The sequence below is a fragment of the Croceitalea vernalis genome (genome assembly GCF_031846405.1).
Classification (GTDB): Bacteria; Bacteroidota; Bacteroidia; order Flavobacteriales; family Flavobacteriaceae; genus Croceitalea; species Croceitalea vernalis.
The window spans coordinates 428,058-452,088 of the sequence record NZ_JAVRHU010000002.1 but is presented as its reverse complement, the minus strand read 5'-3'; the positions used below and the strand labels follow the sequence as shown (position 1 = coordinate 452,088).

21 protein-coding genes are annotated in these 24,031 nt (G+C 35.4%); 7 read left to right on the top strand and 14 right to left on the bottom strand.

What is annotated here, in order from left to right:
- Positions 1-14: 14 nt before the first annotated feature.
- Together RM520_RS08430 and uvrA are read right to left on the bottom strand one after the other, a co-directional pair.
- Positions 15-701: an LOG family protein gene (locus RM520_RS08430; protein ID WP_311385268.1), complete on the bottom strand. Its 687-nt coding sequence runs from the start codon at positions 699-701 to the stop codon at positions 15-17.
- Positions 702-710: 9 nt separating this feature from the next.
- Positions 711-3,572 carry an excinuclease ABC subunit UvrA gene (gene uvrA, locus RM520_RS08425; RefSeq protein WP_311387696.1) on the bottom strand — a complete coding sequence of 954 codons (2,862 nt, stop codon included), beginning with the start codon at positions 3,570-3,572 and terminating at the stop codon, positions 711-713.
- Between the two features lie 112 nt (positions 3,573-3,684).
- Between uvrA and RM520_RS08420 the strand changes: the two genes are divergently transcribed.
- From RM520_RS08420 to RM520_RS08405, 4 genes are all read left to right on the top strand, one after another.
- Entirely contained in the window at positions 3,685-4,209 is a 525-nt protein-coding gene (locus tag RM520_RS08420) for a DUF8685 domain-containing protein (RefSeq protein WP_311387695.1), read from the top strand.
- Between the two features lie 157 nt (positions 4,210-4,366).
- Positions 4,367-5,188, top strand: coding sequence for a GLPGLI family protein (locus RM520_RS08415; RefSeq protein WP_311387694.1), 822 nt, complete (start codon positions 4,367-4,369; stop codon positions 5,186-5,188).
- Positions 5,189-5,228: 40 nt separating this feature from the next.
- Positions 5,229-7,943, top strand: coding sequence for a carboxypeptidase-like regulatory domain-containing protein (locus RM520_RS08410; protein ID WP_311387693.1), 2,715 nt, complete (start codon positions 5,229-5,231; stop codon positions 7,941-7,943).
- A gap of 142 nt (positions 7,944-8,085) precedes the next feature.
- Positions 8,086-9,459: an integrin alpha gene (locus RM520_RS08405; protein WP_311387692.1), complete on the top strand. Its 1,374-nt coding sequence runs from the start codon at positions 8,086-8,088 to the stop codon at positions 9,457-9,459.
- Between the two features lie 116 nt (positions 9,460-9,575).
- Here RM520_RS08405 and RM520_RS08400 read toward each other — a convergent pair whose 3' ends face one another.
- Complete coding sequence (locus RM520_RS08400; RefSeq protein WP_311387691.1) at positions 9,576-10,256, bottom strand: hypothetical protein; 681 nt, start codon at positions 10,254-10,256, stop codon at positions 9,576-9,578.
- Between the two features lie 163 nt (positions 10,257-10,419).
- Between RM520_RS08400 and RM520_RS08395 the strand changes: the two genes are divergently transcribed.
- Complete coding sequence (locus RM520_RS08395; protein ID WP_311387690.1) at positions 10,420-11,040, top strand: hypothetical protein; 621 nt, start codon at positions 10,420-10,422, stop codon at positions 11,038-11,040.
- Positions 11,041-11,214: 174 nt separating this feature from the next.
- Here the strand turns inward: RM520_RS08395 and RM520_RS08390 are convergent, their stop codons facing one another.
- The 3 genes from RM520_RS08390 to RM520_RS08380 are packed head-to-tail and all read right to left on the bottom strand — an operon-like array spanning position 11,215 to position 13,473.
- Complete coding sequence (locus tag RM520_RS08390) at positions 11,215-11,991, bottom strand: TIGR03915 family putative DNA repair protein (protein ID WP_311387689.1); 777 nt, start codon at positions 11,989-11,991, stop codon at positions 11,215-11,217.
- Positions 11,992-12,030: 39 nt separating this feature from the next.
- Complete coding sequence (locus RM520_RS08385; RefSeq protein WP_311385259.1) at positions 12,031-12,198, bottom strand: hypothetical protein; 168 nt, start codon at positions 12,196-12,198, stop codon at positions 12,031-12,033.
- 6 nt (positions 12,199-12,204) lie between these two features.
- Positions 12,205-13,473, bottom strand: coding sequence for a putative DNA modification/repair radical SAM protein (locus RM520_RS08380; protein ID WP_311387688.1), 1,269 nt, complete (start codon positions 13,471-13,473; stop codon positions 12,205-12,207).
- 97 nt (positions 13,474-13,570) lie between these two features.
- Here RM520_RS08380 and RM520_RS08375 point away from each other — a divergent pair, with 97 nt between their 5' ends.
- Positions 13,571-14,332 (top strand): XRE family transcriptional regulator, encoded by a 762-nt coding sequence (locus tag RM520_RS08375; protein ID WP_311387687.1) that lies wholly within the window; start codon positions 13,571-13,573, stop codon positions 14,330-14,332.
- A 45-nt stretch (positions 14,333-14,377) separates the two neighbouring features.
- Positions 14,378-15,451: a transporter substrate-binding domain-containing protein gene (locus RM520_RS08370; protein WP_311387686.1), complete on the top strand. Its 1,074-nt coding sequence runs from the start codon at positions 14,378-14,380 to the stop codon at positions 15,449-15,451.
- Here RM520_RS08370 and RM520_RS08365 read toward each other — a convergent pair.
- The 8 genes from RM520_RS08365 to RM520_RS08330 are packed head-to-tail and all read right to left on the bottom strand — an operon-like array spanning position 15,446 to position 23,973.
- On the bottom strand, positions 15,446-15,949 hold the full coding sequence (locus tag RM520_RS08365; protein ID WP_311387685.1) for a GNAT family N-acetyltransferase: 504 nt from the start codon (positions 15,947-15,949) through the stop codon (positions 15,446-15,448). The two genes, RM520_RS08370 and RM520_RS08365, sit on opposite strands and share 6 nt — an antisense overlap.
- The gene (locus RM520_RS08360) at positions 15,946-17,334 is read right to left on the bottom strand and encodes a glycoside hydrolase family 140 protein (RefSeq protein WP_311387684.1); all 1,389 of its coding nucleotides are present in this window, start codon (positions 17,332-17,334) and stop codon (positions 15,946-15,948) included. Before RM520_RS08360 ends, RM520_RS08365 begins: the two co-directional genes overlap by 4 nt.
- Positions 17,335-17,366: 32 nt before the next feature.
- Positions 17,367-18,917 carry an SLC5 family protein gene (locus tag RM520_RS08355; RefSeq protein WP_311387683.1) on the bottom strand — a complete coding sequence of 517 codons (1,551 nt, stop codon included), beginning with the start codon at positions 18,915-18,917 and terminating at the stop codon, positions 17,367-17,369.
- 2 nt (positions 18,918-18,919) lie between these two features.
- The gene (locus RM520_RS08350) at positions 18,920-20,077 is read right to left on the bottom strand and encodes an LLM class flavin-dependent oxidoreductase (RefSeq protein WP_311387682.1); all 1,158 of its coding nucleotides are present in this window, start codon (positions 20,075-20,077) and stop codon (positions 18,920-18,922) included.
- A complete protein-coding gene (locus RM520_RS08345; RefSeq protein ID WP_311387681.1) occupies positions 20,070-20,774 on the bottom strand; it encodes a hypothetical protein in 705 nt (234 codons plus the stop codon). The genes RM520_RS08350 and RM520_RS08345 overlap by 8 nt, the downstream gene beginning before the upstream one ends.
- Positions 20,771-21,685, bottom strand: a complete 915-nt coding sequence (locus RM520_RS08340) for an ATP-grasp domain-containing protein (RefSeq protein ID WP_311387680.1) — start codon at positions 21,683-21,685, stop codon at positions 20,771-20,773. Before RM520_RS08340 ends, RM520_RS08345 begins: the two co-directional genes overlap by 4 nt.
- A 24-nt stretch (positions 21,686-21,709) precedes the next feature.
- Positions 21,710-23,392 (bottom strand): gamma-glutamyltransferase, encoded by a 1,683-nt coding sequence (ggt, locus tag RM520_RS08335; protein ID WP_311385249.1) that lies wholly within the window; start codon positions 23,390-23,392, stop codon positions 21,710-21,712.
- The gene (locus RM520_RS08330) at positions 23,380-23,973 is read right to left on the bottom strand and encodes an acyl carrier protein phosphodiesterase (RefSeq protein ID WP_311387679.1); all 594 of its coding nucleotides are present in this window, start codon (positions 23,971-23,973) and stop codon (positions 23,380-23,382) included. The genes ggt and RM520_RS08330 overlap by 13 nt, the downstream gene beginning before the upstream one ends.
- Between the last annotated feature and the right edge of the window lie 58 nt (positions 23,974-24,031).

Below are 24,031 nucleotides of genomic sequence, written 5' to 3'. Positions count from 1 at the left end.
ACTTTTAACTTAATTTAAAAATTCGGACTCATAATGCGTCCTTTGTAGAACGCATCAATAATTTCAACTACTTCATCTTCTGAATCAACCAGTTTAATTAGGTCAAGATCTTCAGGACTAATATTACCAGCATCTAGCATGGTATTCTTAATCCAATCAAATAATCCACCCCAAAACTCCGAACCTACTAGTATTATCGGAAAAGTTCCAATTTTATTGGTCTGAATTAATGTTATTGCTTCAAATAGTTCGTCAAGCGTACCAAAACCCCCAGGCATAACCACAAAACCTTGTGAGTATTTAACAAACATTACTTTTCTCACAAAGAAATAATCAAAATCAAGACTTTTATCTGGATCTATATATGGATTGTCATGCTGCTCAAAAGGTAATTCTATATTTAAACCTACAGAGGTTCCACCAGCGAGGTTCGCTCCCTTATTACCTGCTTCCATAATACCGGGTCCACCACCTGTAATGACACCATAACCAGCTTTTGCAATTGCTTCAGCTACTGCTACTGCCAAATCATAATACTTCTCACCGGGTTTTGTTCTAGCCGAACCAAAAATGGACACGCAAGGTCCAATTTGACTCATTCTTTCAAAACCATTAACAAACTCACCCATGATTTTAAATATGGCCCATGAATCATTTGTTTTAATCTCGTTCCAGCCTTTATGATGTTGCTTTTTGCCCATAATTTAAATTTAAACTGCTTTGGCTATGTTTTTAGCTCTTGGGGTTAATTCTTTCTTTAAAAATTTAGCCGTATAACTTTTAACGTCTTTCGCTACTTGCTCTGGTGTGCCCTTAGCTACAATCATACCTCCACCACGACCACCCTCATAGCCAATATCGATAATATAGTCTACCATTTTAATAACGTCCATATTGTGCTCTATCACTAATACGGTATTGCCTTTGTCAACTAATTTGTTCAATACTTCCATCAAAACTCGAATATCTTCAAAATGAAGCCCAGTTGTAGGTTCATCTAAAATATAAAAGGTGTTACCAGTATCTCTTTTTGAAAGTTCAGTTGCCAACTTAACGCGCTGGGCTTCGCCACCAGATAGGGTAGTAGATTGTTGTCCGAGCGATATATAGCCTAAACCAACATCTACAATTGTTTTAAGCTTACGATGAATTTTAGGAATATTTTCAAAAAAATCAACGGCTTCATTCATCGTCATTTCTAAAACGTCAGCAATGGATTTACCTTTATATCTTATTTCTAGGGTTTCTCTATTAAAACGTTTTCCGTTGCAAGTTTCACACTCTACATAAACATCTGGTAAAAAGTTCATTTCAATAACCTTTAAACCACCACCTTGGCAAGTTTCACATCTTCCACCTTGTACATTGAAACTAAAACGACCAGGTTTATAACCACGGATGGTCGCTTCAGTAGTTTTTGAAAATAAAGAGCGAATTTCGCTGAACGTACCAGTATAGGTAGCCGGATTGGATCTAGGAGTACGACCAATAGGGGATTGGTTGATATCAATCACCTTATCAATATGTTCTAAGCCTTTTATCTTTCTATAAGGCATTGGCTTTTTAACACCATTAAAATAATGAGCATTCATTATAGGATATAATGTTTCATTTATTAAAGTGGACTTTCCACTACCAGAAACGCCTGTAACCCCAATCATTTTACCAAGAGGAAATTCAGCTGTAATTTGTTTAAGATTGTTTCCCTCGCACCCTGACAAAACTATTTTTTTACCAGTTCCTTTTCGTCTTGTTTTTGGAACTTCGATTTCTCTATCTCCAGTAATATAGTCCGCTGTGAGCGTATCAAAGTCTTTTAATAAAGATGGATGACCTTCTGAAATAATAGTGCCACCATGTTTACCAGCTTTAGGACCAATATCAATTACATGGTCTGCGGCTTCAATCATATCCCGGTCATGTTCTACAACTATCACTGAATTACCAATATCGCGAAGAGACGATAAGGAATTAATTAACCGCTCATTGTCGCGTTGATGGAGACCTATACTTGGCTCATCTAATATGTAAAGCACCCCAACCAATTGTGATCCAATTTGCGTCGCTAGACGAATGCGTTGTGCTTCACCACCCGATAATGATTTTGAACTCCTATTAAGCGATAGGTAATCAAGACCAACATCTAATAGAAATTGAATTCTTGTACTTATTTCTTTTACTATTTCTTCAGCAATTTTCTTTTGATTCCCTTCCAACTTCGTATTAAGCTCATTAAAAAACTCAGCAAGTTCACCAATATCTAAATGGGCAAGTTCAGCAATATTCTTTTCGTCAATTTTAAAGTAAAGTGACTCTTTTCTTAAGCGTGCTCCATCACATTCCGGACATTCAATCTTGTCCATATATTCTTTAGCCCATCGTTTGATGGAGGTTGAATTGGCTTCTTCAAATTGTGATTTGATAAAGTTAGCTATCCCTTCGTAATCAATGCGATATTCGCGTTTAACCCCTAAGGTCTTAGAATCAACGGTAAAGCTATCTTTCCCACCTTTAAGTATGACCTCTATTGCTTCTTTAGAGATTTTATCAATTGGGGTTTCAATGGTAAAATTATAGCGTTGCCCTATGGTTTCCAATTGTTTAAAAGCCCAAGATTTTTTATGTTCACCTAGAGGAGCAATACCGCCTGTTTTAATAGATAACTTTTTATTTGGGAATATTTTATCTTCGTTTACTTCATAAACATGCCCAAGGCCATTACAATTAGGACACATTCCTTTCGGAGAATTAAAAGAAAAGGTATTGGGCTCTGGAGTAGGATAGGAGATACCAGAGGAAGGACACATTAAATCTCTGCTGAAATAACGTGGGGTTTTTTCACCTTCTTCTAATACCATTAACACATTATTACCGCTATACATCGCCGTATTAATGGTTTCGCTTAGTCTTTTATCAAAATCTTCACCTGAGCCTACTTTAAGACGATCGATCACAATTTCTATATCATGTACCTTGTACCGATCTACCTTCATACCTTTAGTAATATCAACTACCACTCCGTCAACGCGAACTTTTACAAAACCTTGTTTACCTATTTGTTCAAATAGTTCTCTGTAATGGCCTTTTCTTGATTTAATAACTGGAGCTAAAACATTGATTTTTTTACCGTCATATGAATCAACAATTAGAGCTTTGATTTGTTCATCGCTATAACTGACCATTTTTTCACCAGTATTATAACTGTATGCATCTCCTGCTCTTGCAAACAGTAAGCGCAGAAAATCATAGACCTCTGTAATGGTACCAACCGTAGAACGAGGAGATTTTGAAGTGGTTTTTTGTTCAATGGCAATTACTGGCGATAATCCATCAATTTTATCAACATCTGGTCGTTCTAATCCGCCTAAAAACTGTCTTGCATATGCTGAAAAGGTTTCAATGTAACGTCGTTGTCCTTCAGCATAAATTGTGTCAAAAGCTAAAGACGATTTACCACTACCTGATAAGCCAGTTATTACAACAAGTTTCTCTCTTGGTATAGTAACATCAATGTCTTTAAGGTTGTGAACACGCGCTCCACGCACCTCAATATTTTCTTCGTAGTTAATCATAGCACAAGCTGCTAAAGTACGCAATTGGACTTTAAAAATGAAGCTAGGTTTTGTTGCATTTTTGTTAAGTGAAGCTTTATTTTTGATTTCATAATTATTAATAAGATGGGATATGAAAATACTAGGTATAGGTTCAAGAATTGATCATCCTGAATTTGGAAAAGGAGTAATAACCAATGTAACTTCTATTCATTACTGGGTTACTTTCATCGATAAGGGATTAGAAACTATAGAAATTGACGATGATTTTGAAGTAATTGAGGCCTTAGAAGATGATGTTGATGCCGTAAGCTTTTTTGATGTTGAAAGCTCATTGGTCAAAATATTGAAAAAGTGGAGCGACACCCATGAAAAGGTTGCTATAGCCGATAAATGGCGTAAGGGCAAACTGATTTTAGAACCTGGAGATACTACGGCAAATAAAGAAATACCCATTGATACTTTTTTCCATAAAATAGTAATGGTCCGTGACCGTATCCGTGTAATGGAACAAAAAATAAACAGCAGCAAAAACTTGGATGACCAAGAAAAAATAGACTTACAGCAATATATTACACGAATTTATGGCTCTCTAACTAGTTTTAACGTATTATTTAAAGCTAAAAGTGACCATTTTGTAGGCGAGCGTAGCAAATAATTTCATCTCATATTAAACCATTCATAAAATGGGTAGTCTAAAATGTAGCTGAAGTGGTTATACCACTTCAGTCTCGTGTTAATGTTTTGATAAACACGATATGAATGTTCAATGTTTATTTAAATTCGTTAAACATTAATAACTTAAACAGCCAATCATGAAATCTATTCTCTTTAAAATTAGCTTTTTAGCTGTCTTTCTGTTGCTTTCAAACAAACCTGATGTTCAGGAATTTCAAGGACAAGCATTTTATTCAAGTAAGTCATCAATGGAGTTAGGAAGCTGGGGCGCGCGAATGAGTGAAGCTCAAAAAAAGCAAGTTGCAGCGAGACTAAAGAATAGACTTGAAAAAACCTACGTATTGAACTTTAATAAAGAAGAATCTTTATTTAATGAAGAAGACAAATTAGACGCCATGTCCGGAGCTACTGATTCTTGGGGAAAGAATTTCGCTCGTGGCGAACAATATAAGAATGTAAAGGATAATGCCTTAGTGCAAAACCAAGAATTTTATGGCAAACAATTTTTAGTGAAGGACGAGCTGCAAAAATTCAATTGGGTAATGGGAAAAGAGTCTAAGCAGATAGGAAAGTACATGTGTTTTAAAGCCTCAACGATTGTCCCAACGACAGAGTTAAATTGGTATGATTTTTCATGGGGAAGCCTTAGAAATGCTGCCCCTAAAGAAGATGGAACTACACCTGAAATTCAGATGACCACTATAGAAGCTTGGTATACACCTCAAATACCTGTTTCACATGGTCCTGCAGAATATTGGGGACTTCCAGGTTTGATTCTAGAAGTAAACGCAGGCAACACCACAATGCTTTGTACCAAAATAGTAATGAATCCGAAAGGTAATCTAGACCTTGAAGCACCAAGTAAGGGTAAGGAGATTACTAAAATGGCCTATCAAGAAACTATCACTGGTAAAATGAAAGAAATGCGCGATAATAGAGGTAGAAGAAGAAGTAGGTAAGTTTTTTTGCAATTACTAAGCGCCAAGTATTCCAAATAATATGAAGAACGTATTTTTTATAGTGCTGCTATTAGTGGCTACAATAGCTAGTGGCCAAATTAAATTTGAAGGTGTTGTAAAAGATAGTCTTGGTAGCTTTCTTGAATTGGCTAATGTCATCGCTATAAACCAAGAAACTAGCGGCTTAGAATCTTACGGAATAACAAATGATGAAGGTAAGTTTAAATTAGAGCTAGGCAAGAACGGTATCTACGAAATACAAATTAGTTATGTCGGCATGAAAATGCTGAAAGAAGTTTTAACAACACAGGAGGCCGATATATTTAAAAACTATATCATGCAGTCAGAAAATCAGCTTGATGAAGTTGAGTTGATTTATGAGATGCCTGTTACTATTAAGGGTGATACCATTAGTTATAATGCTGATTCATTTCAGAACGGAAGCGAACGAAAATTAGAAGATGTTTTAGAGAAGTTACCTGGCGTTGAGATTAATGAAGATGGACAGGTAGAAGTAGAAGGCAAGGTTGTTAATAAGTTGATGGTCAATGGAAAAGACTTTTTTGATGGTGATACAAAACTCGCTACTAAGAACATTCCATCTAAAGCAGTTGATAAAATTCAAGTGCTTAGAAATTACTCAGAAGTTGGTCAATTAAGCGGGGTAACTAACAATCAAGATAACTTCGCTTTGAATATTAAATTGAAAGAAGGAAAAGAAAATTTTTGGTTCGGAAATATCACTGCTGGAGGAGGAGTTGCGCCGGATAAAGAACTTTATATTCTACAACCAAAATTATTCTATTACACTCCCAAATACAGTTTAAATTTTATAGGTGACTTAAATAATACTGGAGAAGCTGCCTTAACAAGGAGAGATATTAGAAGTTTTGGAGGCGGTTTTCGGTCGCCAAGCAGAAATAGTGGTACTAATATTAATTTAGGTGATAATAGTCTTAACTTTTTAACGACGCAGGCAAATGCCCTAGAAATTGAAAACAAATTAGCAACAGGAAACTTTAGCTATTCACCAAAAGAAACTATTGATTTTAGTGGTTTTTTAATTTACAATAGTAGTCGAATATTGTCTAGAGAAACGAGTTTTATACAGTATACTGACCCTAGCTTGGGCATACCAGATGAGCTTACAGAACAATCAAGTAGAGAACGTTCTAATCAAGCACTGCTTAAGCTAAGTGCTTCCTTCCAACCTAATTTTAGCAATCAATTAGATTATGATGTACTGGCCCGTGTTTCTAATGATAGACAAAATCAAAATTTGTTTTCTTCAGTGATAGGAAATACCACACAGTTAGATGAAGTTACACCATATAGTATTAACCAAAATATCAATTATTATTATACCTTGAACGAGGATAATATTTTTGCCTTTGAGGCGCAACACTTATTGAAGAATGAAGATCCTTTTTACAATGCTATTCTAGCTAATGATCCGGCTGGTGATGATGCTTTTGATGATACTGCAGATGCCTTAGGTTTGGACAACACCCTAAATACCTACAACCTAGCTCAAAACAGAAGAATAAAGAGTAATCAAGTAGACGCTAAATTAGATTACTACAATATTCTGAATACTAAGAGTAATATCAACTTTACGCTTGGTACAATTTTAAGTAGACAAGTTTTCAATTCCAATATTTTTCAGTTTTTAGAAGATGGTTCGAGCTTTGAACCAACACCTACGATAAATGACGGCCTTGCAGTCAATGACACAGAGTATAACTTTAGTGATGTTTATTTAGGCGTACATTATCGCGTAAAGACTGGTAAGTTTACTATAACTCCAGGTTTTTCAGTACACGCTTATGGTAATAAGAATATACAGTTTGGTGAGACCTTTGAAGATAACTTCTTTAGAATTTTACCAGATTTTGAAACCCGAATTCAATTGAAGAAAAGTGAGTCACTTACATTCAGGTATGACATGCAAAATCAGTTTACCGACGTTACAAGACTGGCAGAAGGTTTGGTTTTAAATAATTTTAATGATATTCAATTTGGTACGCCAGACTTACAAAATGCCCTATCAAATAACCTTAGCTTGTTGTATAGTAGTTTCAACTTGTTTAATTACACCAACGTTTTTGCTAGGGCAGCTTATTCAAGTAATATCGACCAAGTACGTAGCCTAACCAGTTTTGATAATGTTATTAGAACAAGTACCTTTTTCAACTCTAGTTTTGCTGATGAAAATGCCAGCCTTTTTGGTCGCGTACAACGCACTTTTGGTAAAATACGAGCTACACTTAATGCCAGCTTTAACTACAGTAAAATAAACCAGTTTATTCAAGGAAATCAGTCGTTAAATGAAGGTTTTACACAAACCTATACTCCAGGACTACGAACTAATTTTAAAGTAGCGCCAAACATTAACCTGAGGTATCGTTATAGCGTTACTAATAATGACCAAGGAGGGCGAGAAACTACTTTTACGACCAATGCACCTTCTGTAGAGTTTGATGCTTATATCTGGAAAGCAGTTACGTTTAGAACTAATTATACGTATACCAACCAAGACTTAGGCGACGGTAATTCGCAATCGTTTCAAAATTGGGATGCTACCTTAAGTTATCGCAAAAACCGAGAAGCTAAATGGGAGTATGAATTAAAAGCAACGAATATTTTGGATATTGATTCTCAAGTACGTAATTCAGCTAATAATTTATCCGTTTTCTCTTCTGAAACCTTTATACAGCCGCGGTTTTTGACTTTTCGATTTGTCTACACCCTGTAGCTCTGAGAATCTTAATTCATTATTGGATTATGCTTTGTTTTCCTTTTTAAAAGTAGGTTTAAAATCAATCTTTCTGTTTTCTTAAATTCCAAATTAAACCTTTTGTCTTTATCGAGGTCTTACTCTAAACTAACCATATAACATGATAAATAAGCCTCAAAACCTCAGAAAATTTAATTCGTTTTTAAGTATAGTTTTATCTGCATTTACATTCCTAAATTGTAGCAGTGATGATGTTGTTGTAAATAGCGATGATGACCCAGAAATAGACTCATTAGAAGAAGTTGATGATGAAGTAATTGATCCCGCTTTGGAATACAATTATGAAGTTGAAGGGTTTATTAAAATAGAGAATGGTTTGGGAGGGCTTGATGCTGATTTGGATGCTGGAGACAGGTTTGCGAGAGATCATGATGCAATAGGAGATGTGAATGGAGATGGGGTAATAGATTACGTTATAGGCGCGCGATCAGATGATGATGGAGAGATTGATGCCGGAGCGGTATATATCTTGTTTATGAATAGTGATGGTTCTGTTTCATCTAATCAAAAAATATCCACCCTAGAAGGCGGATTTAATGAAACACTGCTTGAAGGCAATTTCTTTGGTTATGGAGTTGCAGGCATTGGAGATTATGATAATGACGGAATACCAGATATTGCAGCTTCAGCTACAAATTCAACCAACAGAGCATTGTACATTATTCATCTAAATAGCGATGGTACAGTTAAGAATTTCGTAAAAAACTCAAACATTATTGCACAAGGACTTTCCGCTATTGGTGACATCAACAATGATGGTAGAATTGATTTGGTTGCATGTGAACCTAGTTCAGATTTGGGTGGAATTAGTCGTGGTGCTATCAACATATTATTTTTAGACGATGATTCACAGGTTGTACATGGAAGCACTGTAAATATCGGATCTGGTACTGGTGGTTTTGGAGAAGGGCTTGAGGACAATGATCAATTTGGAGGTAGAGAAGTTGCTATGCTAGGAGACATAGATAATGACGGAACATTAGAAATGGCAGTAGGAGCTTTCACTTCTGATGGTGGCAAAGGAGCGATTTGGATGCTTTCTCTAAATAGTACCACGTTCAATGTGGAATCTAAACTTAAAATTACTGAAGGATTAAATGGTTTTACGGAAACACTTGATTTAGAAGAGAACCCCAATGGTACTTTTGGTGCGCAGTTTGGGCATGCTATGTGCGCAGCTGGAGATATTGATGGTGATGGAATAACAGATTTAGTTACGGGAGCCAATCAGCAAAATGAAGGTAACGGGTATATCCTATATCTAAATGAAGATAAAACCGTAAAAACATTTGATAAAATTAGTGCAACGGAAGGTGGTTTTGACTTGTTTCTTGGTCCAGATGACCGTTTTGCACGTTCTATATCTTATGTAGGCGATTTAAAAGGAGACGGCTCTATTGCAATAAATTTTGGTGGTGGAGTTGGGCTTGGCGGAACAGGGTCACTGTATACACTTTTTTTTAGACCTAATTAAAGAGTATCTATTTGCTTTAATAAGTAAATAATATTTTATGTAGTTGTTACCTTAAACTGGTATAAAAAATCCATATTAACTATGCTAAAATAGAGTCCATCTCAAATAAATAAACATTAATCAACTTCTTCTAAACGATAGGCTTTGTTGAAGAACGTTGCTTCATCCTGCGGGTCCATGAACTGAGGGTTTGTTATTGGAATATAGCGATCTTCGCGAGCATTAAAAAAGAACTGATCATTGAAGTTAAATTTTAGGAATGCCTCACTACTTCCAACTGATTCGTTAGCGGTAATAAAGTGGTATAAACTGCCATATATGGTTAAAGTTTGTTTATCACCAATAGCCAAATCAACTATTTGGTTATTTAGGTTGAGTTTTAAAGTGTCATTTTGAAAAAAGTAATTGTAATCAAAAGACAGGTTATTATATTCAAAAGTAAGTTCATCATCAGTATTAAAAGTAACGGTCGCGCCTTCACAATACACTTCTGTTTCTTCGTTAAAAATTTCTAAACCGTCAGTTCCATCAAAAATTGAATTAAAATCTTCAAGACTATTCGAAACCAATTCACCACCTACATAATGTACAATTGTTTCTCCTGGAGATTCTTTATAAGCTAGACTTATGGGATAGATGGAATACACATCATCCACGACTTCATCTACTATAGTGTTATCTTCAAGAGATTCTGAATCACATGAAAATAAAACCAGGGTGCTTAAAAAACTAAATATAAATTTGAAATTTATACAAATTCTAAACCTCTTAAAGAAACTGTTTTTCTTATTATTCATGAATTTTAGTTTAATGTAGTTGGCTGTATGACTTTATTTATCGTAAAAGTTTTAATCAGAGATCTTCTTAATTGTAGTTTAGTTTAGTAAACCTTCTTTTTTTTCGATTAAACCATTTTACTAAAGCGTAGTCTTAGCAATATAATTAGTCAAAAAGAGGTTTATGAAAGAAGTTAGTCAAAAAGTAAAAGCAATCAATAATTACCCGATAACAAAGTTCCGTTTATTCGCAATAATTATTCTCACTTTTATCTCGAGCTGTGGTTCCAGTCAAGAAGAGGAACCTATTATAATTATAGAATCTGAGGATATGGAATTGGTCACGCCAATTATTCAAACTCCAACACCATTAATTCATCTTGAAGACAATTTAGATGAACAAGACCAACTTGGATGGTGTATTGACACTCGAGGTAATGGATTTAATGAAGTACTGCACACCCATTCTTGTAAGCCAAGTGGTGGTGATGTTCAGTTTTCATACAATGAAGAAACCCTTCAAATTTGCTCTGTAGAATTTACTGGGTTTTGCGTAGAAATGTCTGAAGGCGTTCTTGAGGGTGCGTCTTTAAGCCTTGTTGAAAGTGATACGGAATCACCTAATCAGAAGTTTGTTTACAATGCTGAAAACGGAGAGTTTAATCCAGAAGAAAATACAAATCTTTGCCTTGCAGCTGGAAGTGTAAGTTCTGCCGCTGGTATTTATATGTCTCGTTCACTAACCCTAGAACTTTCATCTGAAATTGATGAAAGTTTAAAAAAATGGATTATTGTGACCAACTAAAAATTTATACAGCCCCAGTTTTTGACTTTTCGATTCGTGTATACACTATAATGACATTCTTAACGCAATTCGATGAAATCAGCAAAAATATAGTAAAATCCAATTCAGGAGTTCGTTTATTATTAAATTAGTTTCAAGTCATATAAAAAGCTATTACCTAATTACTATCATTAACTAAACCGCTTCTTTCTTTTCACTCAAATACTTCCAATAGCGCCTGGGAACATGTTGGGTATGTAGTTTTCTATTAATTCGAGATTTGATATTGGTACTTTGAAAATAGTTATTCCATAGTGCTTGATAATCATACTCTCCTTCAGTAAAGGTTTTACTTTTATTAGTTCTATTAAAATGTATTTCAGATAGGTCTAGCGAAATCAATTCAACCCGTTCTAAATTATAATAGATACCGTATTTACGCTTAACATCATAAATTAACCATTGCTGGTCAGCATACCTATTACGAAAGTGCTTAGAAACTAGTGGTAGTACATCAAAATCTGGTTCAATGTTCGCAAAGTATATGTCATCTTTGGTTAACTGAAAGCGTACAAAGGCCTCCATACGATGCTTTTCTCGACCAACCTTTCTTGCTAATTGTGAAATATAAAGAACAGTTTCATCTGAAAAGTCTAACTGTTTTCTGGTAGCGGTAGCCATTATCATTTTAATGTAGTTAAAGAGCATAGGTTCTATACCTTCCGCCTCACTTAAAAAAGCAAAATAAATGTTAGAGATGGCATTATGGCTTTTACATCGTACACCATTCCAGACCCTTTTAGCCTTGCTAACATTGGTAAAAATAGTTTCAGATTCTGAAAATAATCCATTTTGAGCCTGTCCATTCTTTTGAATATCGGCTACTTCAATCTTTTCTTCAAAGGCAATGAATACTGCAGTTAAAAAGCCATTAAAGCTACCGTCGTAAATAAGTGTTTTTGAATTTTTCATAATTCTTCTTTTTTAATATTATTTTGATAGGAACTATACTTAATCGTATGCCTCTTCAAAATGGTAGGTGTTGTTTTGTATTATTTTCTTTAAAGTTCTAAGTGATTTTTTTGATCTACTTCTGAATTTGATGTAATCATAGCCTAAGTCTAAAATTGCTTGGCGTTTGCGCTCCAAATAGCTTTGTTTTTCAAGTGTTCTTTTCATCGTATTCTAATTGCTTGTGAATAGTGAAAACTGATTACTATACTGATTTCTAAACTTTCCACTCGAGGTTTGCAGAATCATTCCTTTAATCTTATCCGCTTCTAAATCTTTGGCTTGCCAATTTGTAGAATCACAAATCATAAAGTATTTAGCTCGGTTGAGAGCCACTCCAATTTTTTTAAGGTGGTCCCAGTTCAGTTTTCTAAATTTTCGTGCTTGTAAAATTTTACTAACAGAACGCAGGCCCAAACCTGGTATTCTGACTAGCATTCGCTTATCGGCTTTATTTACATCCACAGGAAAGTATTGCATGTTTCTTAAAGCCCATGATAATTTTGGGTCTATATCCACATCAAGATTTGGATGTGAATCATTCACAATTTCATTAACTGCAAAGCCATAAAACCGTAAAAGCCAATCTGTCTGATACAATCTATTTTCTCTAAGCATAGGTACTTGAGAACCAATTGCGGGTAATCTATTGTCTTCAGCCACTGGCACATAGCCTGAATAATATACCCGCTTCATGTTATAGTTCTTATAATAGTGGGTAGCGGAAAACATAATATCCTTATCACTTTCACCAGTGGCACCAATAATCATTTGAGTGCTTTGTCCGGCAGGAGCATACTTAGGGGTGCTTTTAATAATCTTACGCTCATTTTTATAGCGTATCAACTCATTTTTAACTTTTAGCATAGGTTTGGTAAAATCTTCATGCTTTTTGTCAGGAGCTAGTAATTTAAGGCCAGATATGGTGGGTACTTCTATATTAACCGAAAGACGGTCAGCATACAATCCGGCCTCATACATTAAATCATCACTGCAACCAGGGATGGATTTTAAATGAATATATCCATTGAAGTTTTCTTCTTCACGTAATTTTTTCGCAACAGCTATTAACCGTTCCATGGTATGGTCAGGACTTTTAAATATGCCTGAACTTAAAAACAACCCTTCAATATAGTTTCTACGATAAAAGTTGATGGTTAAATCAACCACCTCTTGAATTTTGAAGGCAGCTCGTTTTACGTCATTACTCTTTCGTGTTACACAATAAGCACAATCAAAAATGCAATGATTAGTCAATAATATTTTTAAAAGAGACACACAGCGTCCATCCTCGGTATAACTATGACATATTCCCATTTTAGATGCATCACCTAGGCCTTTATTTTTATTCTTACGATCACTACCACTACTTGAACATGATACGTCATATTTAGCGGCGTCTGCAAGGATATTTAGTTTTTCTTTTACTCTTTCAAAATTCATACTTGGACATATTCCTATCAAAAGTATGGAAATAATCCAAATTATGGAAATAATCCAAATATATTTTGGAAATAATCCAAATTAGTTATATTTGAATATGGAAAATGAACTCACTTTAAAACGATTTATAGAAGTAAGGCGAGATTTGGGGTATACTCAAACTGAATTTGCTGAGCTTTTAGGAGTTTCAAATACTACGGCAGATATTGAGCGAGGTAGAACCAAACTTTCTGGTAAAGTGGTGACGGAGTTATTGAAGCAATTTAAAATTAATCCACTTTGGCTCTTTGGTGAAAATGAAGCAAAACATTTAGAAACTTCGAATACAACTGTCATCCCAAAAGTGGTTACTGTAGATAGCTCAGATCAAGACAATATGGTTTTAGTTAATGCAAAGGCTGCGGCAGGTTATCCACAAAATATTGCAGACACAAGTTGGTACCAACAATTACCAGCTTTTGATATGCCGATTCCTGAATTTCGAAATGCTACGTACCGAGGTTTTCAAGTAGAAGGAGATAGTATGCTACCAAATCTACATTCAGGAGAATGGGTTCTTGCCCGAGCCATCGAACATATTGACCACATAAGTGCCAATAAAATGTATGTTGTTGTTTTACAAGATTCTGTAATGGTCAAAAAAATTGAAAGACCACCCAATTCTAATAATATCACCTTAGTATCTTTAAACGAAACTTATCCACCATATGATATCAAGCCTTTTCAAATTCAAGAAATTTGGGAGGTTAGTAGTAAATTAACCTTTAATGTTGATGCTACTACTGAAACAGGGCTATTAAGACAACTTCAAGCGTCCATGGAAGAATTAAAAAGACAGGTAGGGCAGGTTAAGAATTGACAGTGATAGGCTATCTTTAAGACATAAATCAATCATTTTTATCTAATGTCTAGATTTTTCACGATTCTATTTCTTTTATGCACCTTTCAACCGCAATTTGCTCAGGTAACCAAAGACACTTTAAAGGTTGGTTTTACTACGGCACCTCCTTTTATTATTCAAGAAGATGGATTGTTAGAAGGTATAAACGTATGGCTATGGAAGCAGGTTGCGGAGGATTTAGAACTGAATTATGAGTTGGTACAACTAGATTTTGCTGATATGCTTGATTCATTAAAGCAAGGCAATTTAGATGTTAGTATTAACCCTTTGACCATAACAGGTGATCGTAGTAAAGAAATGGAGTTTACCCACTCATTTTTTGCATCGCATTCCACCATTGCGGTAGCACAACAATCTTCTTTACAGCGTGTAAAGCATTTTTTTAGTGCGTTCTTTCACATTAACTTTTTACGTGGATTCCTTTTTTTATTAGTGATGTTGTTATTTTTTGGTTGCATAACTTGGTTGGCAGAGCATAAAGGAAATCCGGAACATTTTCGACCGGGCTGGCGGGGTTTATGGGATGGACTTTGGTGGTCAATGGTGACCCTATCAACAGTTGGTTATGGAGATAAGGCGCCTAAAACAAGAATGGGAAAGGTCGCCGCCTTGGGATTGATGTTTAGTGGTTTACTTTTCGTTTCAGGATTAACAGCAAGTATTGCCTCGAGCTTAACAGTGAATCAGTTAGCCAATAGCAGCGAAGATTTTAATTCATTTAAGAAAAGGGCAGTGGGCACAGTTAAAAGCTCTGAAGCTGATGATTTTTTGAAAACACATTTTTTTAGAGATATAAATTTATATAAGGGGGTTGTACCGGGTTTACAAGATTTAAATGCGCAAAAAATAGATGCTTTTATTTATGACGAACCCATTTTACAATACCGTATTCGAAAAGATTCTTCTTTACGCAAGCTCGAGTTATTACCAATTAAATTTGATGTTCAGTTTTATGCCTTTGGTATAAAGAAGGATTCTGTATTACTAGAACAGGCCATTTCACAACGAATACTCGAAATAATTGAAACACAAGAGTGGGAGGTTGTGTTATCAGAATTTAGTTTAACCGAGCTATAAATACTTTCTAAACAGTAGTAATTGCTCATTATCTCTTGTAATAAGCTCTTGTCTTTGAAAACCTAATTTTTTAAGAAGTCCAATAGAGGCATGATTATCTTCAACAGTTATAGCCTCAGTAATTTCAATCTGTAAGTCCTTTTTAGCGTAATCCAATATAGCCTTTGAAGCCTCGTGTGTATATCCATGTCCCGAATGATTCGGTAGGATTGCGAATCCTAAATCAGGGCTTTTCAAGTAATCTCGTTGTAATAGACCACATATGCCAATAACTTTTGAATTATTGCGTAAACTAATTTTATAAAGTCCAAATCCGTGTTTATTATAAGAAGGAATGATATTAGCTACTAAATACTTTTCAGCATCTGTTTCATTCTTAATTGTTCTATCGCCAATATATTTCAACCAGCCTGGGCTATTCATCAGTTCAAACATAAATTCACCGTCTTTAGCAGTGAGCGGTTCAATAATTAGTCTTTTTAAAGAAGGTAATTTCACTTTGTTGGGCTAGGTTTTGTATAGTTGCGAGAAGGATTATCTACTATTAAAACCCAGTCATTACCTAAGCCAGAAGATGGAGGTGTGATTTTTAATTCTTTTACTTGAATGTTTTCTCCTTTAAAACTAGTCCCTGTCCTTGTATCGTACCACCATGTTGTAAAACTGTCGCCTTTTAAATTTTTTAAAGTAATACTTATTGCCTCCCCCATTGGAAAGTAGATCATGGCATAGTTTCCATCACTATCTCGTGTTGCTATAGTGTAATTGTTATCATCTATTTGATTATCGATAATCATTGATTGGTCTGGTATTCTATTTAAAAAAGGTCTCGAGAGCATAAGATTTTTAAGATGTTTAACTTGATTGGCCATAGGTAAATCTAGGGCCTGTTTCCAGGGGCGTAATGGCTGATTAATACCCTCTTTATCTAAATCAAACATCTGCCAAACAGCATGACAACCATAAGTTTGACCGAATGCACCAGCAAAAACATTCCAATACATTATTCTTCTAATATCTCTTGCAGAAGAGTGCCCTAGTTCTTTTGAATTAAAACAATTAGGATGATCTTCATATAAAGGTTCTGCGTCTAAAACAGGTTTTGTGGGATGAAGTTCGTAATCATGTGTTATATGCTTGTAAGTTCCTTGGTTTGCACAATGCCCTGTTTGGTGCATATTAAAATCGAGCCACTCTTCATTATGAAACCATGTTGATGAACCACCGTCTTCCTTAGGTTGCGGATGATAGGTGATTAAGACTTTATTTGAGGCATCATAAGACGATAAAATGCCCTTGGCCATGGCATTCCAGACATCAATATCCTTTGAATTTGCCCTTGGATTACGGTCACCTCCAAGCACCCATACAATATTGTCAAAATCTTTATACCGATTTGACATCCATTCTCCAAAAACAATGGAATTTTCTTCTGTGAATATTTCAGGACCAACTCCCCAACTTTTTGTATCTAACTTATCTCCCCATGTTGGTAGTAGGGCTATATATATATCACGCTTTTTTGCTTCTTTTATAACCCAGTCTACATGTTCAAAGTATTTTGGGTTCGGGGTTTTTGGGTCATTATTTAGCAAGGGTTTCTCACCATAAGAATTAGGAGTATTTAAACCGTCAATTTCAGCTAATGCAACGGCCTGTATAACATTAAAGCCTTGCGATTTCCTTTTGTCAAGATACATTTGTACCTCGTTTCTATCACAGCGATGGAAAAGTTCCCAAGCCGTATCCGCTAACCAAAAGAAGGGTTTGTTATCTTCCGTGACCAAAAACCTTTTGTTGTCACTCACTTTAAGTTTTTGAGACATTGAATTATTAGATATGAAGCCTAAAACAATGAAAGAAATTATATAGAACTTACGCATTTTTAGAAATTTTAATAATATTATAAATAGTATTAATGCCAAATGATATGACACAGTAACAAAGAAATCAACAAACCAAAACCAAACCATTTCACACCTTTATTGCCAAACTGAACATATTCTTTGACAGGTTTATTACCATTTTGAATAATTGTGGGTATGGCTACAATCAACAGTGCGACACTTATAATAACTAATGCTCGGATTAGATAATTCATATCAGGATAAAGCCATCTTGTGAGCAAATTAATTGGAAGAGTTGCTATAAAACCCAGTAATGCCAGCTTCTTTTTTGGAAAGACTAAGAAAACGGCCACGCATATAATAACTACAAAACCTGTATTAAAAATATAGCGCAAATCGTTCAAAGCATGAGTAAATGCTGATTCTGCGTTGGCTATTTTATATGAAATAAGAAAAATAGCGGTTATAATTCCTGTTACCAAACCTACCAAAATCGTTTTACGACCCGTAGCTACTACTTGTTGATCGGTTGCCTCTTTTCTTAAAATACCTTTATAAATATCTATAGAAAATAATGTGGCTAAAGAATTGAAAACGGAATCGATAGTACTCATCAAAGAAGCAAAAATTGCACAGAGCATGATACCTCGTAATCCCGTGGGGAGAAAATTGGTAACAACATACGAGAACGCTTTATCCGGTTCGTCTACCAGAGCCTCGGGTCCCAAAATACCAGCAAGAGCAATACCTGGAATAATTACTATTAATGCCATTAAGTATTTCATAACACCACCAACCATAAGTCCTGTTTGAGCATCTTTAAGGGTCCTAGCGGCCAAACTTCTTTGAATGACAGATTGATTAGCACACCAATAATTTATATTTAAAAAGAATAGACCTAACATACCTAACCACGGTAATTGTGGATGATCAATAGGTAAATGCAAATGCATTAATTCTGGTGTTTTTTCGTAGAGTTGCCCGAAACCTCCTAATTTTTTAATAGAAACCCAAAGTATCAATATTCCGCCAAGAGTTAAAATACCAAACTGAAGAATATCAGTTCGTACTACGGCCGCTAACCCACCAAAATAGGTATATATAGCCGAGAACACTCCTAAAAAAATAATTAGAACGATTAATCTTGTTAAACGATTTTCACTAATAAAAAGTAATTCATCTTGAAAGACCAATTCTGCAACATAAGCTCCCCACATTAAAGCGATACCTATACCTAAAAATGCGAACATTATAATATTAGCAATAGAGTAGGTAAGCGAGACCGTTTTACCAAGTCTGTTTTTTATGAATTGAGAGATGGTAACTACACGGTCTTTTAGATATAAGGGAACAAAAATGAAGGCAGCCATCCAAAGGCCTTGTATGGCATTGATTTCAAAATTTGCTTGCGCCAAACCGAATAGATATGCAGACCCCATCATGCCTAAAAACTGATATCCATGAACATTTGTTGCAATTGTTGAAAAAGCTATGGAATACCATTTTAAATTGCGGGAACCCAAAAAATAATCATCAATAGTGGCATCTTTATCTTGTCGACCACGTAAAGCAATAACCATTACTAAAACAAAATAGATTCCTACTACAACTAAGTCCATGCTTATTTTCGTTTCCCTTTTGCCAAAGGTGTTAAGGGCTGGTTTTTTGGTCTTCGTCCATATGCTTCAGGCAAAGAGACTGTTTTTAATCTAGGTAATACATATTTAGCAAATAGCTTACACTCTTCATGATGCGGATAACCAGAGAAAATAAAGCTACGTATGCCCATATCAATATACTCTTGAATTTTATGATATATCTGATCTGGATTACCGACCAATGCAGCTCCACAACCTGATCGCGCTCTTCCAATTCCTGTCCATAAGCTGGGCTCCACAAAACCATCCATATCTGCTAATTCTCGCATTTCACTTTGCCTTGAAACTCCTAAAGATTTAGCGTCTTGCGCTCTTTCTCGAATTTCATCACCTTGCTGAATATCAATCTTAGACATTATTTTTTTTGCATGTGCTCGAGCCTCCTCTTCTGTCTCGCGAACTATCATGTGAATTCGCAGACCAAAATCAACAGTTCTTCCTTTTTCAGCGGCTTTTGCACTCATATTATGCATTAATTCTAGCAGTCTAGACTTCGTCTCTGGCCACATAAGATAAACATCACAATATTCTGCACAAAGTGCCACCCCCGCTGGGGAATATCCCCCAAAGTAGAGCAGGGGACCACCATTTTGCTGATAGGGCTGTACAGGTTCTGTTTTTAAGCCTTTTATTTTATAGAATTCACCTTCAAAGTCAATTTCGTCTCGGGTCCATGCTTGTTTTAATATTTGAATCACTTCTCTGGAGCGCTGATATCTGCCCTCAGAATCCAAATCTTCACCAGGTAAGTTTGAGGAGATAATGTTAATGGTTAAACGTCCATTAAGAATATGATCTAAAGTGGCTAATGCTCTTGCTAACATAGGGGGGTGAACTTCACCACAACGTATTGCAGCCAGCAGATTAATTGATTTTGTTAGTGGTGCGAGTGCGGCAGCAAAAGTCAAAGTATCTTGTCCAACCTGATATGAACTTGGACATAATACATTTCTATAGCCCAATTGATCAGCGGTTTGAACAATAGTAGAGGTGTTTTTCCAATCACTTTTTAAATGGTCATCAAATTGACCTAAATATTCAAAATCCCCGTTGCAAATAGGAGCGAACCATGATATTTCAGTTCCTTCTAATGCTTCTGAAGTAATTCTAATTTTATTCATTATAGCCTTTTACTGATCCCATATCCATTGTCAATGGACCAAATTCATGCGTTTTTGGAAGAAAGGCACCACTTTCAGTGATTATCCAATCATCCCAACTTGCTTTCAACCCACCAATCGGAATTACAGAGACCCACATTTTATAGCTGTTTGGAAAACCATTTTCATTCAAAAGCCATAAATAACTATCACCAGGTGTATCTCCTCCGGTGGTATAGGTAATTAATAAGCCTTTACTACCATCTTCTAAATCAACTATGCTTCGCTCTGTTCCTTTATCGAAAATCTTATAGGGGGCCACCAACCAAAAGGAATCATTATTAAAATAATTTAAGGCCTTTTTAATTAGTTTTTGTTTATCATTTGTATTTATGGCTTCTCCATTTTTAATCACTTTACTTTGACTTGTATTATTGAGATTAAGACGAACTTCATAAGTATCCCATTTTACAACGCAAATCCCTAGTTCTTTATCCCAAACAAACTGATTGGCTCCATTTCTAAAAGTCCATTCTAAAAAACGAGTGTTTTTATAGGCTTCTATATTAAGTGCTGTTAGCATCTTGTTTGCTAACAAATCAGCTTCTTGACTTTTACTTCCTTCAGGCAAAGACTCACTTTTTATCCATCCAAACAGTATGAGAAGTAACAAGCCAAGACCTATAATGATACCGGTAACTTTTAAGAATTTTTTCATAAGCTCATTTTTTCTTTTATGGCTGATGCCATTATCGGCAATGCTTTTGGGTATAATCTAAACCAAAGTTCAGGTTCAAAAATTTCAAGCTCAGCTAAGGCAAGTTCACCTTCATTATCTTCAAAAATATCAACCCGTGCATAGATGGGTTGTTCATGACAAGCATCAATAACAGCTTCTGCAAATTTAATTTGTTCAATGGAAGCCTCATATAAGGCAACAGTACCGCCATAGTCGTCTTGAACTCTAAAGTCACCTTCTTTGGCTTTCTTAACAACAGCATGTGTGAATCGGCCATTGAAAAGCACCATAGAAATTTCACCATCTTGAACAATACTCTTTTGAAATTCTTGAAGCATCAAAGCTTCATTAGTTATTAATTCTTTAAAAACTGCATCATGTTTTTCCCATTCTGAAAAATGAAATTTGTAGGTATGATGAGCGCCGGCAGCAACACATGGTTTTAAAACAAACTCATCTGAATTAAAATTGAAGTTGTTTTTTGCCTTTTGAATTGCTTGAAGAAGGTTTACATTCTCACCAGGTTCAATAAATAGTGTTTTTGGAATTTTAATTCCTTTTAAACTTAACGCTTTTAGGTAATGTTTATCAATATTCCACGAAATAAGTGATGCAGAGTTGATAAACCTAGTCTTAACCGCAGTTTCTGTAATCCATTGCTTAAAGGTTTCAAAATGTTCAAAATAATCCCATGTAGTTCTGAATAATGCGTTTTTTGTTGTGCTCCAATCAAAACTAGTATCATTCCAAGCAACACGATTAACCTTAAGATTTAACGCCTCAAGAGCTTTTAATACGATTTCATCTTCTAAAAGAATATTCTTATTAAAAGCATTAATTTTCGTTGGATTAATGTATCGAGATTCAGTAAGAAGGGTGATGTCAAACATATTAATGATGACTACAGTTAAATGTTAATATCCAACCGCTTTATCATCACCACGTTTATCAGCACCACCTTCTAAGCGACCATCTGGCAATATTTTAATGGCATCTACTTTGCCTCCAATTCTAGCAGGTCCTTCAAAAAGATTATAACCCTTGTCTTTAAGATTGGTCTTTAACTCATCAGAAAATCCTTCCTCTTCAAACAATATCATATCTGGTAGCCATTGATGATGAAATCGAGGAGCGTTGACAGCATCTTGCATGCTAAAGTCAAATTCATAAACATTTAAAATTGTTTGTGCTACAAAGTTGATTATTGTTGATCCACCAGGGGTTCCAACGACCATATAGAGCGTTCCATCCTTTTCTACAATGGTAGGAGTCATGGAGCTTAACATTCTTTTTTCTGGCTCAATACTATTGGCTTCAGCACCAATTAATCCAAACATATTCGGAACACCCATTTTAGAGCTAAAATCATCCATTTCATTGTTCAAAAAGATACCTAATTCTTCAGAATATAATTTAGACCCATAACCACCATTAAGTGTTGTCGTTGCTGAAATTGCATTACCTTGACTATCAACAATAGAGTAGTGGGTAGTTTGCATACTTTCAACGATTTCTACTTCACCATGGCTCACTTCTGAAGATGGTGTGGCTTTGTCAAAAGAAAAGCCTTCCATTCGTTGAAGTAAGTAATCGTCAGTTAAAATCACATCTAAAGGGATATCTGTAAAGTCCGGATCACCAAGAAAATAGTTTCTATCCGCATAGGCACGGCGAGCAGCTTCAGTAAATAATTGGATTGTTTTTTCAGAATTATGTCCAAAGGACGCCAAATCATAAGGCTCCATCATTTTAAATATCTGATTCATTGTTACCCCACCGCTACTTGGCGGGCTCATAGATATAATTTTTAAATCTTTATAATTAAAAGTTACAGGGTAACGCCATTTTGCTTCATACTTTTCTAAATCTTCTTCAGTAATAAAGCCTCCATTTTCCTGAATAAAAGAAGCTAATTTTCGTGCTGTTTCTCCCTTATAAAACCCGTCTCGACCTTCATTCATTATTTTGGTTAGGGTCTTGGCTAATTGAGGGTATTTAATCGTATCTCCAGCTTTGAAACCTTGCGCAAACTTAGTGCTATCTCCGTTCACTTCGATAAATCGTTCTTTGTAGCCTTCCAATCTTTTTGCTTGCTTCTCCGTCACAACAACACCTCTATAGGCTAAATCTATCACGGGTTGTAAAGTCTCTTCTAGTGAAAGAGAACCATATTTTTTATGTACTTCTATAATTCCAGCCACGGTGCCAGGAACTCCAACAGCAGTAGCACCAACTGTACTCATATTAGGAATTACATTACCCAATGAATCCAGATACATATCTCGATGTGCGGCTAACGGCGCTTTTTCACGATAATCCAATCCGCCAATATCTCCCTCAGCTTTACGATATACCATAAAACCACCACCACCAAGGTTACCGGCAAAAGGAAAAGAAACTGCTAACGCCATTTCTGTCGCAACCATAGCGTCAAAAGCGTTACCTCCTTTTTTCATAATCTCAACACCAATTTTAGATGCTTCTTCTCTTGCCGAAACCACCATGGCCTTTTCCGCAATTTCACCGGTTGGCAGTACTGGTGCCTTTTTACAGTTGATTAAGGGGAGTAGGAATAAAAACAGTATTAATTTTCGCATAGTGAGTTGTATTTATGTTTGGAAAAGGTAATCAATTCTTCAAAAAAAGAAGTAAACTCGGTTTCAAAATCTGAATAATGCTCTTCAAGGTCTAAAATGGCAAAGTTCATTTTAGATTTATTCTTGGTGCGCCTATTCATCCCATCTAACACCCTTGAAATACCAGTTAAATTCGAGTAATTGTATAACCAATTATCGGCAATCATATAAGGCATCATGCGCTGGGTGCCCAAGGGAAGTATATCAAAGTTATCTTCAAGTAAATCATAAAAAGACTCTACATAACTATCTAAAGGCGTTTTGGAGTAGTTTTTCCAGTTCTTAGCTAAAAAATGATCATAGAAAATATCAACAATCACGCGGCTATAATGACTATAGTTTTTATGAAGCCTTTTACTACTTATTTTAGGAATGGCATGTGAATCTGTAAAAGTATCAATCTCACGATGCAATAAAATGCCTTTTTGAACGGTATTAGGTAAATGCTTGTATTTATTCGCTCTTATATGATCTGCAAAAAAATTACCAAGCGTAATTTCTGGATCATCGAACGAAAGATAAATATGAGCTAAAAAATTCATTGGTTGAATTTACAAATTCGAAACACGATTTAAGAACCATCAATTTATATTTGCAAAA

Excerpts from the sequence above, each read along its gene's own strand:
- RM520_RS08345 (WP_311387681.1), bottom strand. The coding sequence starts at position 20,774 with ATGAAAAAATTCTTAAAAGTTACCGGTATCATTATAGGTCTTGGCTTG.
- RM520_RS08390 (WP_311387689.1), bottom strand. The coding sequence starts at position 11,991 with ATGAAAAATTCAAAAACACTTATTTACGACGGTAGCTTTAATGGCTTT.
- RM520_RS08395 (WP_311387690.1), top strand. The coding sequence starts at position 10,420 with ATGAAAGAAGTTAGTCAAAAAGTAAAAGCAATCAATAATTACCCGATA.
- RM520_RS08430 (WP_311385268.1), bottom strand. The coding sequence starts at position 701 with ATGGGCAAAAAGCAACATCATAAAGGCTGGAACGAGATTAAAACAAAT.
- RM520_RS08400 (WP_311387691.1), bottom strand. The coding sequence starts at position 10,256 with ATGAATAATAAGAAAAACAGTTTCTTTAAGAGGTTTAGAATTTGTATA.
- RM520_RS08415 (WP_311387694.1), top strand. The coding sequence starts at position 4,367 with ATGAAATCTATTCTCTTTAAAATTAGCTTTTTAGCTGTCTTTCTGTTG.
- RM520_RS08380 (WP_311387688.1), bottom strand. The coding sequence starts at position 13,473 with ATGAATTTTGAAAGAGTAAAAGAAAAACTAAATATCCTTGCAGACGCC.
- RM520_RS08410 (WP_311387693.1), top strand. The coding sequence starts at position 5,229 with ATGAAGAACGTATTTTTTATAGTGCTGCTATTAGTGGCTACAATAGCT.
- RM520_RS08370 (WP_311387686.1), top strand. The coding sequence starts at position 14,378 with ATGTCTAGATTTTTCACGATTCTATTTCTTTTATGCACCTTTCAACCG.
- RM520_RS08375 (WP_311387687.1), top strand. The coding sequence starts at position 13,571 with ATGGAAAATGAACTCACTTTAAAACGATTTATAGAAGTAAGGCGAGAT.
- RM520_RS08420 (WP_311387695.1), top strand. The coding sequence starts at position 3,685 with ATGAAAATACTAGGTATAGGTTCAAGAATTGATCATCCTGAATTTGGA.
- RM520_RS08330 (WP_311387679.1), bottom strand. The coding sequence starts at position 23,973 with ATGAATTTTTTAGCTCATATTTATCTTTCGTTCGATGATCCAGAAATT.
- RM520_RS08385 (WP_311385259.1), bottom strand. The coding sequence starts at position 12,198 with ATGAAAAGAACACTTGAAAAACAAAGCTATTTGGAGCGCAAACGCCAA.
- RM520_RS08360 (WP_311387684.1), bottom strand. The coding sequence starts at position 17,334 with ATGCGTAAGTTCTATATAATTTCTTTCATTGTTTTAGGCTTCATATCT.
- RM520_RS08355 (WP_311387683.1), bottom strand. The coding sequence starts at position 18,917 with ATGGACTTAGTTGTAGTAGGAATCTATTTTGTTTTAGTAATGGTTATT.
- RM520_RS08405 (WP_311387692.1), top strand. The coding sequence starts at position 8,086 with ATGATAAATAAGCCTCAAAACCTCAGAAAATTTAATTCGTTTTTAAGT.
- ggt (WP_311385249.1), bottom strand. The coding sequence starts at position 23,392 with ATGCGAAAATTAATACTGTTTTTATTCCTACTCCCCTTAATCAACTGT.
- RM520_RS08340 (WP_311387680.1), bottom strand. The coding sequence starts at position 21,685 with ATGTTTGACATCACCCTTCTTACTGAATCTCGATACATTAATCCAACG.
- RM520_RS08350 (WP_311387682.1), bottom strand. The coding sequence starts at position 20,077 with ATGAATAAAATTAGAATTACTTCAGAAGCATTAGAAGGAACTGAAATA.
- uvrA (WP_311387696.1), bottom strand. The coding sequence starts at position 3,572 with ATGATTAACTACGAAGAAAATATTGAGGTGCGTGGAGCGCGTGTTCAC.